The following is a 13,991-nucleotide window of genomic DNA, read 5'->3' as shown; positions in this document are numbered from 1 at the left end:
CCGCGGGTGGGCGACTCAGCCCGCCCGCGGCACCGGTGCCAGACCCAGGAGGACACCAACGGCCTCGAACAGGACCTGACGCTGGTCCGCGGTCAGCACGCCGAGGAACTCCTCCTCGGCCTCGACGACCGCGGCCTGGGCCTTCGTGAGCGCAGCCTTGCCCTTCGGGGTCACCACGACTATGTGGCGACGACGGTCGACAGGGCTCCGCTCACGTCGGGCGAAGCTCTGCCGCTCGAGCTCGTCGATGAGGTCGACCATCACGTTCGGGTCGATCCCCAGGGCCGTGCTCAGCTCGCGCTGAGACAGGGTCGCGTCGACCGAGAGCGTGGAGAGCACGTTGAAATGCCTCGGCTTGATCCCTGTCGGCGCCAGTACCTGCTCGGCTGTCTCCATGGCCATCTCGCCCACCTTGATCAGGCGGTACCCGATGGTCTGTGACAGCGGCGTTCGTTCTGAGATTCCCACTGCCAGCTCCTTTCTGATGGCGTGGACGACCGCAGCCGTGAACATTGCGGAAATCCATACGCCGGACCTATGATCGACACATTCTACTGTAGGCGCCACGGAGGCCTTCAATGTTCAACCATATCGCTGCGCTAGCAACGCGGCGCCCACGCCTTCTCCTCGCCGTGGCGGGGGTCCTCATCGCCCTGTGCGGAGTCCTCGGCAGCGGCGTGGAGAGCCGGCTCGGCGCGGGTGGAGTGACCGACCCCTCCGCCGAGTCGTCGCTGGTCGCCGCAGCCGTCGAGGACCATGCCCCGCAGGCCGCTCCCGACGTCGTGCTGCTGGTCACGGCACCGGAGGACGTCTCGTCGCCCGACGTCGCCGCGCCGGGTCTCCGCCTGACCGAGCGGCTGGCCGAGACACCGGGCGTCGAGGGCGTCTCGTCGTACTGGCGCACCCCGGTCAGCGCGCTGCGCTCCGAGGACGGCCAGCACGCGATCGTCGCGGCCCGCGTGGCGGGCGACGAGCAGGCGGTGAACGAAGCGGTGGCGGACATCCAGGACCAGTTCGCCGGCGAGCGGGACGGCCTGGACGTGTCGGTCATCGGTCCGGGCGCCGTCTACGCGGAGCTCCAGGCGACGATCCGCGAGGACCTCGCCCGTGCCGAGCTGATCGTGCTGCCCATCACCCTCGTCATCCTGCTCGTCGTCTTCGGCGGCTTCCTCGCAGCGGGCCTGCCGCTCGCCGTCGGGCTCGCCTCTGTCATGGGCACCAACGCGATCCTGATGGGCCTGACGCTGTTCACCGACGTCTCGGTCTTCTCGATCAACCTGACGACGGCCCTCGGCCTTGGCCTCGCCATCGACTACGCGCTGCTCGTGGTCCGGCGCTTCCGCGAGGAGCTGGTCGCCACCGACGACGTCGCGACGGCGGTGCACAACACCGTCGGCTCGGCCGGCCGGACCGTGCTGTACTCCGCCATCACCGTCGCGGCCGCGCTGTCGTCGCTCCTCATCTTCCCGCTGTACTTCCTCCGGTCGTTCGCCTACGCGGGCGTCGCGGTGGTGGCGCTGTCGGCGCTCGCCGCGCTGCTCGTGCTTCCCGCGGTGCTCACGCTCCTCGGCGACCGGCTCCGGCCCGGCCGCAGCTGGCTGTCGCGGCGGCGGAAAGCCGCGGCGTCGCCCGCGGCACCAGCGGCATCGACCTCGGCGGCCGGCGGGACATCCGGTGGGCCGACCGTCGGAGCCTGGGCGTCGTGGACCCGCGGCGTCATGCGGCACCGGTGGGTGGTCGCCCTCACCGTCGGCGCGGGCCTCCTGATCCTCGCCCTCCCGTTCCGGGGCGTCGCCTTCGGCGAGGCCGACTTCCGGCAGCTGGCCGAGGACTCGCCGGTGCGCGCGGCGCAGCAGCTCCTGCGGGACGAGTTCACCTCCGGCGGCGAGTCCATGGCCACCCTGATGCTCCCGGCGGGCAGCGACACCGACGACATCGACGCGGTGCGCGACGCCGTCCTGCGCATCGACGGGGTCGACGACGTCGAGCCGGTGCCCGGCACCGGCGCCTCGGTCTCGACGGTCGTCGGCGACCTCGTGGTCCCCGCGCCCGGCGACCACCCGGTACTGCTCACCGTGACCGCGGACGCCGACATCCCGCTGACGAGCGTCCGCGCCCAGGAGATGGCGCGCGAGATCCGGGCCCTGCCGGAGGCCGAGAACTTCTCCGTCGGCGGACAGCCCGCCACGCTCGTCGACAGCCAGGACTCGATCGGGAGCCTGCTGCCCATCGCGCTCGCCATCGCCATCGGCTCAGCGCTCGTCATCGTGTTCCTCCTGACCGGCAGCGTCGTCCTGCCGCTGCAGGCGGTCCTCGCCAACGGGCTCAGCCTCACCGCGATGCTCGGCGCGATCGTGTGGGTGTTCCAGGACGGCAACCTCTCCGGCCTGCTCGGGTTCACTCCCACGGGCTACATCGACGCGACGGTCCCGGTGCTCATGGCGTGCGTCGCGTTCGGGCTCTCCATGGACTACGGCGTCTTCCTCCTCGCCCGGACCGTGGAGGAGCACCGGCGCACGGGCGACCTGCAGGAGGCCGTCGCCACCGCCATGCAGCGCACCGGAGGCGTCATCACGGCAGCGGCGCTCATCCTCGCCACCGTGCTCATCGCCATCGGCTCGTCCCGGATCGCCAACACGCAGATGCTCGGCTTCGGCGTGGCGCTCGCGGTCCTCGTGGACGCGACCGTCGTGCGCACCACCCTCGTCCCGGCCTTCATGGCACTCACCGGGCGGTGGACGTGGTGGGCGCCCGGCCCGCTGCGCCGGCTGCACGCCCGCATCGGGTGGCACGAGGAGGGACCCGCTCCCGTCGGGGCGCCGGCGACGGCGGCCGGCACCACGCACGAGACTCCACCGGACCGGGTACCGGTCCTCGCCACCACCGCGGAGGAAAGATGACCGACCCCGTTCTCGTCACCGGCGCCACCGGACTCCTCGGCTCGTCGGTGGTGCGCCGGCTCGTCGAGCAGGACCGGCCCGTCACGGTGCTCGCCCGGGACGCCGAGCGTGCCGCCCGGCTCCTGCCGCCCGAGGCGCGGGTGGTCGTGGGCGACACCCTCGACCCGGACGTGTGGGACAAGGTCCTGCCCGACGTCGGCTCGGTGGTGCACGCCGCCGCCTACTTCCGGGAGTACTACCTGCCGGGCGCCGACCCGTGGCTCCTGTACGAGACCAACGTGACGGCGCTGGGCCGCCTCCTGGCCGCGGCCGAGCGGCACGACCTCCGCACCGTCGTGCACGTGAGCTCGACCGCGGCGCTCGCCAGGGGCGACGTGTCGGCACCCGCCGACGAGCAGTCGCCCCCGCCCGCCGACGCCGTGAACGGGTACGCGGCGAGCAAGGTCGCGGCCGAGGCGGTCGTCCAGGCGCACGTGGCGCGCGGACGCCGCCCGTCGGTCCCGCTGGTCCTGCCCGGCTGGATGTGGGGCCCCGGCGACAGCGGCCCGACGTCGTCGGGCCGGCTCTTCCTGTCGATCGCCCGGGGAGAGGTGCCCGTCCTGCCCGACGTCGGCAACAGCATGGTCGACGCGCGCGACGTCGCCGAGGTCTGCGTCCGGCTGCTCGACACGGGAGTCAGCGGACGTCGGTACGTCGCCGCAGGCAGGTGGGAGCGCCTGCGCGACGTCGCCGCGGTGATCGCGAGCGAGACGGGGAGCCGTGCACCGCGAGCCCTGCCGGGCGGGCTCACGCTCGCCCTCGCGAGCGGCCTCGGCGCCGTCAACCGGCTGACGGGCCGCGAGGACGTCACGAACCGAGCAGGGGCCGAGGTCCTCGTCCAGGGCGACAAGGCGCGCGTCAGCTCCGACCGCGTGCGGCGGGAGCTGGGCGTCGAGTTCCGGCCGGCGGCGGAGACCCTCCGTGACGAGGCCGCCTGGTACCGGACGGAGGGGCTCCTGTGAGCCGCTCGAACCGCACCCGAACGACCATGCCGGCGGACCCGCCGGCGGACCGTACCCGAGAGGTGAAGGAACCAGCACTGATGAGCACACCACATCGCGGTAGAGCCCTGGCGGTCGCCGTGCTCGGCGTCGCCGTCGTGGGCGCAGCCCTCGTCGGCCCGGCGGCGGCGGGCGCGCAGGCGGAAAAGCACGCGCCCGCCGCCGCTCCCGTGGCCGAGCTGACGCTTCCCGCGGAGCCGGCGACCGAGGCCGACGAGCCCGAGCTGGACGTGCCGCCGGGCGTCGTCGACGAGGCGGTCTCGTTCTCGGTCGTCAACCGCAACACGTCCGCGCTCGCGTGCCCGTCCGACGGCAAGACCTACACGATCCGCGGCCACCTCACCGGGCCGGCGACCATGCTCGGCGGCGGCGCGGTCACGGTGTACGAGCACGGCATCGCCTCGGGCGAGTGGTACTGGCGGGTGCCCGTCGAGGGCTTCCACCACTCGTACGAGATGGCCGAACGAGGTCACGCGTCGCTCACGATCGACCGGCTCGGCTACGACTCGAGCGATCGGCCCGACGGCCGGCACATGTGCGTCGGCTCGCAGGCGGACATGCTGCACCAGATCATCGAGGCGCTGCGGTCCGGCGAGTACGAGTGGGAGGGCGAGTCGCCCTCGCCCACGTTCACCACGGTGACGACCCTCGGGCACTCGAACGGCGGGCAGGTCGCCCAGCTCGAGGCGATCTCGTACGGCGACGTGGACGGCGTCGTCGTCTCCGGCTGGGCCGACGGCGGGCTGACCGACGAGGCGACCGCGCGGTTCCAGGCGGCGCTCGGCTCCTGCCTGTCCGGCGGGACACCGTCCGAGGAGCCGGACGACCCGTCCGGCTACGCCCTGTACGACCTGGGCCGGCGCGAGTTCGTCGAGGGCAACTTCGCGGACACCGACCCGGAGGTCGTCGAGTACAGCGCGGGAAAGCAGAACAAGCACCCGTGCGGCGACATGGTCTCCCAGCTCTCGGGCGTGATGGTCGACGCGGAGCGGCTGCGCGAGATCGACGTGCCCGTCCTGCTCCTCTACGGGGAGCACGACGCGCGCGTCCAGCTCGGCGGCGTGCACAAGACCCTGTTCGCCGGCGCACCGTCGACGACCCTGGTCGAGGTGCCCGACGCCGGCCACTACTTCGACCTTGCCCGCCGGCACGAGGTAGCCCTGGACGGGCTCGCCTCCTGGCTCGACGGAGAGGGCTTCTGATGGAAGGGGCACAGATGGAACGGAACGACACGCTCGGCAGGCTCGGCGAGGCCGTCACCCGGCGGCCCAAGCGGGTCCTGCTCATCGGCGCGCTGGTCCTCGTGGTCGCCGGGATCCTTGCCGCCGGCACGCTCCCGCAGCTCCAGCTCGCCCGCTTCGAGACCCCCGGGTCGCCCGCGGTGCTCGCCCAGGAGGAGCTCGCGGGCCTCGGTAGCGGACCGCCCAACGTCACCGTGCTGATCACGGCACGCGACGGCGACGTCAACCAGGCCGACGTCGCCGCGGCGGCCGGTGAGGTCGAGGCGGCGCTCGATGCCGAGCCGGGCATCGAGGACGTCTTCTCCTACTGGTCGTCCGACGACTGGGAGGTGCTCCGCAGCGGCGACGGGAGCCAGGCGCTGATCGTCGCGCGGGCCGCGGGCGAGGCCACCGAGGCGCGCGCGCTCGTGGGCGAGCTGTCGGCCGAGTGGTCGGGCGACCGCGGACCGGTCACCGTCGCGTTCGGCGGGCAGGAGGAGGTGTTCCGCCAGGTCTCGGACGAGGCGCGACGGGGCTTCGGCCTCGCCGAGGCGATCGTGCTGCCCGGTGTGTTCCTGCTGCTGGTCCTCGTGTTCCGCCGGTTCGTCCCGGCGGCGCTGATCCTGGCCCTCGGTGTCGTCACGATCATCGGGTCGATGGGTGCGCTGCGGATAGTCGCCGCGCTGACGGACGTCTCGACGTTCGCGGCGAACCTCGTGCTCGTCATGGCGATAGCCCTGGGCGTCGACTACGGGCTGTTCATCATCGCCCGGCACGCGGAGGGACGAGCGGCGGGACTCTCGCCCGCGCGGGCAGCGGCCGAGGCGGTGCGGGGCGCCGGCATGACGGTGCTCGTGAGCGGCGCTGCGGTGTCCGCCTCGCTGCTCGGCCTCCTGCTCCTCCCGTTCCCGTTCCTGCGGTCGTTCGCGTACGCGGGCGTGGCCGTCGTGCTGGTGGCGAGCCTCGGCGCCATCGTCGTGCTGCCTGCCGTGCTGGCGCTGCTGGGGGAGCGGCTCGACCTGTCGCGCGCCGCCCTGCCGACCACACCGACCGGCTGGTTCGAGCGCGTGGCACGGCGGACCATGCGGCGCCCCGTCGTGTACGTGGCGCTCGCCGGTGTTATTGTCCTCGCCCTGGGCGCGCCCCTGCTCGGGCTGCGGGTCGGCCCGCCGGACGACCGGATCCTGCCCGCCGAGACGACCAGCCGCCAGGTCCAGGACGCCATCCGGGCCGACTTCGACAGCGAGGTGGCCGACAGCCTCTTCGCCCTCCCGAGCTCGGGCGGGGCCTGGACGGCGGAGCAGTCCGCCGGCCTCGCCCAGGCGTTCTCGACGGTGGACGGCGTCGCCGAGGTCCACGGCGGCGGCGAGCGGTACGTCGACGGCGCGGCGGTCGGCCCGTCGCCCGAGACGTTCGCGGCACCGGTGGTCATCGTCCCGACGTCGGAGCGCCTGGACACCGACCCGTACGGGCTGGTCACCGACGTGCGCACCACCGCGGATACCTGGAACGCGGGTGCCGGCACGGACGCCCGGGCCGTCGTCGGCGGGTATCCCGCCGTGCTCGACGACTACCGCTCGGCGCTCGTCGAGCGGCTGCCGTGGGTGTTCCTCTTCGTCCTGGTGGTGAGCACACTCGTGCTCATGCTGTCGGTGCGCAGCATCGTGCTGCCGCTCAAGGCGGCGGTGCTCAACCTGCTGAGCCTGTCGGTCCTCGGCGGGGTGCTCGTCTGGGTCTTCCAGGACGGCAACCTGAGCAACCTGCTCGGGTTCACCGCTACCGGAACCCTCGACCTGTCCATCCCGATCCTCATGTTCTGCGTGACGTTCGGGCTCTCCATGGACTACGAGGTGCTGCTGCTGTCGCGCATCCTCCAGGAGCACGACGCCGGCCGCCGGCTCGAGGACTCCGTCGCGCGCGGCCTGCAGCTGTCGGCCCCGCTCGTCACGACGGCCGCCGGCATCCTCGCCCTGTCGTTCCTCGTGTACCTGTCGTCGGGGGTCGTCTACCTCAAGATGGTCGGCCTCGGCATGGCGCTCGTGGTGCTCGTCGACGCGACGCTGGTGCGGCTCGTGCTGCTCCCGGCGAGCGTGAAGCTCCTCGGGAGCGCGAACTGGTGGGCGCCGCGCTGGCTGCGGGCGCCCGAGGGGCGCCAGGGGGTGCGGCCGCAGGCGGCGCCCGCGCCAGTGCGGGAGGAGACCCCGGTCTAGTGGTGGTGCTCGTGGCTGCGGCCGGGGACCACTCGAGTGGCCCCCGGCCGTGTCCACTGCGGCACGGCCCGGCGAGTCCTTCCCCAGGTGGCGTTCCCGTCGGCGTCCGTCGCCCAGTACCAGCAGGAGTCCTTGCCCTCGGGCCAGCCCTCCGGCATGTCCTCCCAGGCCTCGCCGCGGCCGTAGGGCGTCATGTCGAGCAGCCCGAAGATCCCGGCGGCCGGCTCGTTGCCACGGCCGGTCGTCCGGTAGGTGAGGAAGGCGCGGTCGCCGTCGCGCAGGAAGCAGACGATGTGGCCCATGTCGACGCCGACCGGCGCCTCGAGCCCTCGCACCGAGTACCAGGGCTCGGTGTAGCCCATGAACTCCAGGTAGGGAGCGACCTCGTCCCACGGCCCCTCGGTGAGCATCGCGAACGAGACGCCGCGCGCCGCGAGGTACGGGGCGGACTGCTGGATGTGCCACGTGTTGATGGTGCAGCCGGGGCACTGGCGCTCGAACGGCTCGCCGTCGTGCCACATGTGCTGGTAGACGACGAGCTCGTCGCGGCCCTGGAACAGGTCGATCAGCGGCACGGGCCCGTCGGCCCCCGTGACCCGCATGGCCGGGTCGATCTCGACCATCGGCAGCCGGCGTCGCGCGGCGGCGAGGGCATCACCGGCGCGGGTGTGCTCCTTCTCCCTGGCCAGCAGCTCGTCGCGCGCCGACCGCCAGCTCTCCCAGTCGACGACGGGCGGGCGAGCGGGCCGGTCGGTCGTCGTGGATGTCTCGGTCACGGTGTCCTCCAACGTGTCGGGTGCGGTGCGGTGGCGCCCCTGTACCTACACCTACCGACGACCGACCGGGCCCTTACTCATCGGCACTGCCTCATCGGCACTGCCTCATCGGCGCCGCGCCCTCAGCGCGGCCGCGTCACCCCACGGCGGTCCCTTCGAGCTCGACCAGCTGCCCCGGGATCGCCAGCCGGGTCACCCCGAGCATCGTGGTGGACGGCGACACCTGGGCGGCGCCCAGGCGCGACGCCAGCACCCCGTAGTGCTGGAAGAGCAGGTCGACGTCGGTGGTGTAGACGTTGAGCCGGACGAGGTTCGTCAGGGACATCCCGGCCTCGCCGAGCACCGCCTCCAGGTTGGCGAGGCTCAGCTCCAGCTGTGCCGCCATGTCACCGTCGTGCTCCGGCCTGCCGTCGGCGCTCATCGCCGTCTGCCCCGAGCAGTACAGGGTCCGGGCGTGCCCGGAGACCAGCTCGCCCTGGTTGAACCCCATCGCCACCGACCACGTCACCGGGTTGACCGCGGTTCGTTCCATCGCCACATCAGCTCCATTCGGTTCCTGTCTGGTTCCTGTTTGGTTCCTGCGAGGACGAGCCTCTCCACAAATCACGACACCCTGTGTCAGGTATTCCGTAGGATCTTCGGATGCGCGCGGATCGTCTGGTCTCCCTGGTGCTGCTGCTGCGCCAGCGCGGCCGGCTGTCCGCACAGGCGCTGGCCCGTGAGCTCGAGGTCTCCACCCGCACCGTGCTGCGGGACATCGAGGCGCTCTCGGCCGCGGGCGTCCCGGTCTACGCCGAACGCGGCCGCCACGGCGGGTTCGCCCTGCTGCCCAGGTTCCGGACCGAGCTCACCGGGCTGAACCACGACGAGGCCCTCGCCCTGCTGACCGCCGGTTCGGGCAGGGGCGAGCAGGTGTTCGGCCTGGGCTCCGCGCTCGCGTCGGCCATGCGCAAGGTCGTCGACGCACTACCGGAGGGCCACCGGGCCACCACGAGCGACGCGGCCCGGCGGTTCCTCGTCGACCCGGAGACGGACCTGCTCTCCCGCAGGGCGCCCGCCGACGAGGTGCCAGGCACCGCGATGGCCGAGGTCCGGCGGGCGGTGCTGGCCGGACACAAGCTGCGCATCCACTACGCACCGGCGGACCGGCCGGCGAGCTGGCGCACCGTGGACCCGATCGGCCTGGTCACGGTGCGGGACAAGGGCTACCTGCTGGCCACGACGTCCGGCGCGGACCGTACCTACCGGCTCTCGCGGATCATCGCCGCCGAGGAGCTCGCCGAACCCGCCGAGCGACCGGACCAGGTCGACCTGGACCGGATCTGGCAGGAACGCAGCAACCGGTTCCGTACGGGCGGGGACCAGGTCGTCGTGCTCGTCCGGCTGGATCCTGCCCGGCGCGAGGAGCTCGTGGGCACGGCGCTCGCCGTCCTCAGGGAAGCGGCGGACGACGACGGCCGGCTGCGGCTCGAGGTGACCTTTCAGGACCTCCGGCATGCCGTGTGGGCGCTCTGGCAGCTCGGCACGGACGCAGAGGCGCTGGCCCCGCCGTCGTTGCGTACCGCCCTCAGGGACCGCGCCGCCGCGCTGGCCGCCCGTTACGCGGCGCCGTCCGCGTCCCCGGTCGACGGCTCGACCTGAGCACCGTCGGGGGCTGCCCTCAGCGGGCCGCGACCGCCTCGGCAGCAGCCTCGGCGGCCGCCGCGAGCAGCGTGTACCCGCGCTCGTGCGCGATGGTGCCCGCGCGCTCGGCAGCGAGCCGGGCAGGCTCGTCGTCGCCCCTCAGGCTGAGCGAGCGGGCGAGCCCGAGCTGAGCTCTGGCCTCGAAGTAGGTGAAGGAGTGCTCCACGGCGATGTCGGCACTGGTGCGCAGGTGGTCGACCGAACCAGAGAGGTCGCCGCAGTTCCGGAGCGCGTCCCCGAGCGTGCAGGCGGTCATGACGCGCGCACGGTTGTCGTTCACCCGGAGCGCGAGCTCGTAGGCCTGCCTGGCCAGGCTCAGCGCCTGGGGGTGGTTCTCGTGGTCGGTCGCGAGCTGGCTCAGCTCGTCGAGCGTCGAGAGCTCACCCCGCACGTCGCCACGGCGGCGGTAGCCGTGCAGCGCGACGTCGAGGTGCCGAGCCGCCTCGTCCAGGTCCCCGCGCCGGCGCAGCGCGCTCGCGAGGTTGCCGCGGTTGGCGAGGGCTGAGGCCTCCCTGCCTGCGGCCTCGTTGATCGCGAGGGCCGCTCCGAGGTGCTCGGCGGCCTTGTCGAGGGATCCTCTGTCGAGCTGCACCATGCCCGACCCGTTCAGCGACGCCGCGCGCACGTGCCCCTCCGGATCGTCCGCGGTCAGCTCGAAGGCCTTGCCGAACCAGGTGTCGGCCTCGGCCGGCATACCGAACTCGAAGTACTGCCAGCCGACGTTGTGGGCGAGGTAGGCCGCCGCGGCACTCCACGCGCAGCGTTCGGCCATCGCCTGGGCCTCGAGCATGACGTCGAGCGCCTCGGCGTCACGGCCGGTCGCGCTGAGGGCCTGCCCCCGGCCGAGCAGGGCGGCGACCCTGACCCGGAGGTCGGGCGATCCGGCAGCGGCGCGCCACCCGGCCTCCGCCACCCGCGTCCAGCCGTCGAGGTGGCGCCGGATGAGAAAATAGCCCCGCAGCTGGTCGGCGACCGTCCAGGCGAAGGATGCCCGGTGGGCGTCGTCGGCCGCCTGCTCGACCAGGCGGATCAGGGTGCCTGACTCCATGTCGAGCCAGTCGAGGGCCTGTGGCTCGTCGTCGAACCACCGCTCGCGTTCTGGGTGACCGCCGAGCCGGACCAGCTGCGGGTACACCCACTCCATCGCCGCGGTGACCCGCTCCGCGTACCACTCCATGAGGCGGTCCAGTGCCTCCTCCGCCTCGTTCCGCTCGGCACCGGCGCCGGCCAGCCTGCGGGAGTACAGCCGGAGCAGGTCGTGGAGACGAAAGCGGTCGGGCGAGTACTGCAGGAGCACGTTCGCGTCGAGCAGCTCGTCGAGCAGACGTTCCGCGGCGGCCAGGTCGATGCCGAGGAGAGCGGCGGTCGCCGGGACCCCGAAGTCCTCGCCGGGGTGCACGGAGGCGAGCCGGAAGGCCCGCCGTGCGGAGTCGTCCAGCCGGTCGTAGCTGAGCTGGAAGCTCACGAGCACGCTCGACGTCCCGTCGTCGAGCTGGGCGAGCCGCCCGTTCTCGTCGCGCAGACGGTGCGCCAGGTCGCTGACGGCCCACGACGGCCTGCTGGCGAGACGCCCCGCCGCGATGCGCAGGGCGAGCGGGAGATGGCCGCAGGCCTCGCCGAGCTCGTTCGCGGCAGAGCCGTCGACGCCGGTCCGGTCCCTGCCCGTCACGAAAGCGATGAGGTCCACCGACTCCGCGGGCGACAGCGCACCGAGCCCGATCACCGCAGCGGCGTCCAGGCCCCGGATCAGGTGGCGGCTGGTCACCAGGACGTCGCTCCGGCCGGTCCCGGGAAGCAGGTGGCGCACCTGGTCCGCGTCCCGCGCGTTGTCGAGGACGACGAGCATCTGGCGGTCGGCCAGCTCGCTGCGGAAGTGGGACCCCGCCTCGTCGAGGTCCCGGCCCACCTGGTGCCCCGGAACGCCCAGCGTGCGGAGAAAACGGTCGAGCACCGTCATCGGCTCGACCGTCGTACCGGACGAACCGCCGAGGTCTGCGTAGAGCTGGCCGTCCGGGTAGTGCGGCCGGAGCCGGGTGGAGGCCGCGTGCGCGAACGCCGTCTTGCCGATGCCTGCCGGGCCGTGCACCAGGACGAGCCGGGACGAGGAGTCGTGTGCCTCCAGGGCCGGCCGGGCGAGGCTCGCGGCGATGCGGGAGAACTCGTCTGTCCGCCCGACGAACCCGGACGGCGCAGCGGGTACCTGCTGGAGCCCCCGATGCGCTACCTGGCCGGCTGGCGTCTCGAGCAGGCGTACACCGCGCTGACCACCACGACCGACTCGGTCGCCACGATCTCCCGCCGGGTCGGCTACGGCTCCGAGGCGGCGTTCGGCAGGGCCTTCAAGCGGCACCACGGCACATCGCCCGGAGCGGTGCGCCGATCCGGGCCGGCCAGGTCCGCCGGGTCGCTGCGGACGGCGGCGGACGCCGTCCGGTGAGGTCACCGTTCGGTCAAAACCGCGTCCACTTTGTGGCGGCCGTCACATGCCCGGAGGTACTGTCGCGAATCAGTACACGGATCAACCTCTGCCGGATCAACGATGATCGGAGACGGAAATGAATCCCGCTGGATCCCGCAAGGTGGCCGCGCGCATCGGTGCGCTGGCCGGCCTCGGTCTCATCCTGGCCGCTTGTTCCTCGGGTGGTGGCGGTGACCCCGCCGCCTACCCCGAGGACGACATCGAGGTGATCGTGCCGTTCTCCGCCGGCGGCCCGACCGACACCGTGACACGCATGGTCGCCGAGCCCATGTCGGAGGACCTGGGCGTGCAGCTCGTCGTCCAGAACGTCGACGGCGCCGGCGGCACCGTCGGGGCGGGTCAGGCCGCCACGGCCGACCCGGACGGCTACACGGTGCTCATGCACCACATCGGCATGTCCACGGCGCCTGCGCTCTACGAGGACCTCGCCTACGACCCGGTGGCCGACTTCAAGCCGGTGGGCCTCGTCACCGAGGTGCCCATGACGATCATCGCGCGCTCCGACTTCGAGCCGGAGACGTTCGAGGAGTTCGTGACCTACGTCCAGGAGAACGCCGACACGGTGACGATGGCGCACGCCGGCGAGGGTTCGGCGTCCAACCTGTGCGGCCTGCTCCTGACGAACGCCCTCGGCGTCGAGGTGACGGCGGTGCCCTACGACGGCACGGGTCCCGCGATGACCGAGCTCGTCGGCGGCCAGGTCGACTTCATGTGCGACCAGACCACGAACACGACCGGCCAGATCACGGCGGGCGAGGTCAAGGCGTACGCGGTGACCACGCCGGAGCGCGTCGAGGCGCTCCCGGACCTGCCCACGACCGCGGAGGGCGGGCAGCCCGACATCGAGGTCAGCGTGTGGCACGGCCTGTATGTCCCGGCCGAGACGCCCGACGAGGTCGTCACCAAGCTCACCGAGTCGCTCCAGGTGGCTCTGGCCGACCAGACCGTGATCGACCAGATGGCAGACCTCGGCACGGCGCCCGTGAGCGAGGACCAGGCAACCCCGGAGGCGCACGCGGCGCTGCTCGAGGAGCAGATCGCCACCTGGGGCGAGATCATCGGCGCCGGGCAGGGAGGCTGACATCGGCGTCCTCCGGCCCCGCTCGACGGGCGACCTCGTCTCGGGCCTGATCTTCGTCGGGCTCGGTGCGGCCTTCGCCATCGGGGCGCTCGGGTACGACCTCGGCTCCCTGCTCGAGATGGGGCCGGGGTACGTGCCGCTCGCCCTGGGCCTGGTGCTCGCCGCGCTCGGCGGAGTCATCGTCGCCAAGGCGTACGTCGCCCCGGACCCGGCGTCGGGTGCGGTGTCCGACGCCGCACCGTCCGATCGCGGGGTGCCCGATCGCGGGGTGTCGGACGGCGAGGCGTCCGCCACCCCGCCGTCCGACCGCGTGGTACCCGACGCGGACGTCCCGGACCCCCGCCCGCTCGCCGGGATCCAGTGGCGCCCGACGGCGGCGATCTTCGCCGCGGTGGGGTTCTTCGCGCTCACCGTCGACGGCCTCGGCCTGCTGCCCGCGACCTTCGGCACCGGCCTGCTCGCGGCCATGGCGCGGCCCGGCACCAGACCGCTGCGGGCCCTGACCATCGCCGCCGGCCTGGCGCTGGCGAGCTGGCTCATCTTCGTGGTCCTCCTGCAGCTGCGCCTTGCGCTGTTCGGCGACTGGCTCGGCGGGTAGGAGG

12 protein-coding genes are annotated in these 13,991 nt (G+C 72.8%); 8 read left to right on the top strand and 4 right to left on the bottom strand.

Annotation, left to right across the window (positions count from 1 at the left end; translation table 11 throughout):
* Window positions 1-15: 15 nt before the first annotated feature.
* Window positions 16-468: a MarR family transcriptional regulator gene (locus tag AB0I32_RS09840; protein ID WP_357505300.1), complete on the bottom strand. Its 453-nt coding sequence runs from the start codon at window positions 466-468 to the stop codon at window positions 16-18.
* A 110-nt stretch (window positions 469-578) separates the two neighbouring features.
* Between AB0I32_RS09840 and AB0I32_RS09835 the strand changes: the two genes are divergently transcribed.
* The 4 genes from AB0I32_RS09835 (at window position 579) to AB0I32_RS09820 (ending at window position 7,370) form a co-directional block, all read left to right on the top strand.
* Window positions 579-2,900, top strand: coding sequence for an MMPL family transporter (locus AB0I32_RS09835; protein WP_357505298.1), 2,322 nt, complete (start codon window positions 579-581; stop codon window positions 2,898-2,900).
* Window positions 2,897-3,901 carry an NAD-dependent epimerase/dehydratase family protein gene (locus AB0I32_RS09830; RefSeq protein ID WP_357505296.1) on the top strand — a complete coding sequence of 335 codons (1,005 nt, stop codon included), beginning with the start codon at window positions 2,897-2,899 and terminating at the stop codon, window positions 3,899-3,901. Before AB0I32_RS09835 ends, AB0I32_RS09830 begins: the two co-directional genes overlap by 4 nt.
* 80 nt (window positions 3,902-3,981) lie before the next feature.
* The gene (locus tag AB0I32_RS09825) at window positions 3,982-5,142 is read left to right on the top strand and encodes an alpha/beta hydrolase (RefSeq protein ID WP_357505294.1); all 1,161 of its coding nucleotides are present in this window, start codon (window positions 3,982-3,984) and stop codon (window positions 5,140-5,142) included.
* Between the two features lie 14 nt (window positions 5,143-5,156).
* The gene (locus AB0I32_RS09820) at window positions 5,157-7,370 is read left to right on the top strand and encodes an MMPL family transporter (protein WP_357505292.1); all 2,214 of its coding nucleotides are present in this window, start codon (window positions 5,157-5,159) and stop codon (window positions 7,368-7,370) included.
* Here the strand turns inward: AB0I32_RS09820 and AB0I32_RS09815 are convergent.
* Window positions 7,367-8,146, bottom strand: a complete 780-nt coding sequence (locus AB0I32_RS09815; RefSeq protein WP_357505290.1) for a DUF899 family protein — start codon at window positions 8,144-8,146, stop codon at window positions 7,367-7,369. The two genes, AB0I32_RS09820 and AB0I32_RS09815, sit on opposite strands and share 4 nt — an antisense overlap.
* A 136-nt stretch (window positions 8,147-8,282) precedes the next feature.
* Entirely contained in the window at window positions 8,283-8,678 is a 396-nt protein-coding gene (locus AB0I32_RS09810) for a RidA family protein (RefSeq protein ID WP_357505288.1), read from the bottom strand.
* A gap of 110 nt (window positions 8,679-8,788) precedes the next feature.
* Between AB0I32_RS09810 and AB0I32_RS09805 the strand changes: the two genes are divergently transcribed.
* Window positions 8,789-9,787, top strand: a complete 999-nt coding sequence (locus AB0I32_RS09805; protein ID WP_357505286.1) for a WYL domain-containing protein — start codon at window positions 8,789-8,791, stop codon at window positions 9,785-9,787.
* 19 nt (window positions 9,788-9,806) lie between these two features.
* Here the strand turns inward: AB0I32_RS09805 and AB0I32_RS09800 are convergent, their stop codons facing one another.
* Entirely contained in the window at window positions 9,807-11,951 is a 2,145-nt protein-coding gene (locus AB0I32_RS09800; protein ID WP_357505400.1) for an NB-ARC domain-containing protein, read from the bottom strand.
* Here AB0I32_RS09800 and AB0I32_RS09795 point away from each other — a divergent pair.
* The 3 genes from AB0I32_RS09795 (at window position 11,940) to AB0I32_RS09785 (ending at window position 13,987) form a co-directional block, all read left to right on the top strand.
* Window positions 11,940-12,266, top strand: a complete 327-nt coding sequence (locus AB0I32_RS09795; protein ID WP_357505398.1) for an AraC family transcriptional regulator — start codon at window positions 11,940-11,942, stop codon at window positions 12,264-12,266. The genes AB0I32_RS09800 and AB0I32_RS09795 overlap by 12 nt on opposite strands.
* A 118-nt stretch (window positions 12,267-12,384) precedes the next feature.
* Window positions 12,385-13,389, top strand: coding sequence for a tripartite tricarboxylate transporter substrate-binding protein (locus tag AB0I32_RS09790; RefSeq protein WP_357505284.1), 1,005 nt, complete (start codon window positions 12,385-12,387; stop codon window positions 13,387-13,389).
* A gap of 1 nt (window position 13,390) precedes the next feature.
* The gene (locus AB0I32_RS09785; RefSeq protein ID WP_357505396.1) at window positions 13,391-13,987 is read left to right on the top strand and encodes a tripartite tricarboxylate transporter TctB family protein; all 597 of its coding nucleotides are present in this window, start codon (window positions 13,391-13,393) and stop codon (window positions 13,985-13,987) included.
* Window positions 13,988-13,991: the final 4 nt, after the last annotated feature.

The organism is Promicromonospora sp. NPDC050249, assembly GCF_040656015.1.
GTDB lineage: Bacteria > Actinomycetota > Actinomycetes > Actinomycetales > Cellulomonadaceae > Promicromonospora.
The sequence above is the reverse complement of the archived record's forward strand: the minus strand, read 5'-3'. Positions and strand labels throughout refer to the sequence as shown.

What these genes read in the sequence shown, in the direction of transcription:
- AB0I32_RS09825 (WP_357505294.1), top strand. Translation starts at nt 3,982, where the DNA reads ATGAGCACACCACATCGCGGTAGAGCCCTGGCGGTCGCCGTGCTCGGC.
- AB0I32_RS09790 (WP_357505284.1), top strand. Translation starts at nt 12,385, where the DNA reads ATGAATCCCGCTGGATCCCGCAAGGTGGCCGCGCGCATCGGTGCGCTG.
- AB0I32_RS09820 (WP_357505292.1), top strand. Translation starts at nt 5,157, where the DNA reads ATGGAACGGAACGACACGCTCGGCAGGCTCGGCGAGGCCGTCACCCGG.
- AB0I32_RS09810 (WP_357505288.1), bottom strand. Translation starts at nt 8,678, where the DNA reads ATGGAACGAACCGCGGTCAACCCGGTGACGTGGTCGGTGGCGATGGGG.
- AB0I32_RS09830 (WP_357505296.1), top strand. Translation starts at nt 2,897, where the DNA reads ATGACCGACCCCGTTCTCGTCACCGGCGCCACCGGACTCCTCGGCTCG.
- AB0I32_RS09835 (WP_357505298.1), top strand. Translation starts at nt 579, where the DNA reads ATGTTCAACCATATCGCTGCGCTAGCAACGCGGCGCCCACGCCTTCTC.
- AB0I32_RS09805 (WP_357505286.1), top strand. Translation starts at nt 8,789, where the DNA reads ATGCGCGCGGATCGTCTGGTCTCCCTGGTGCTGCTGCTGCGCCAGCGC.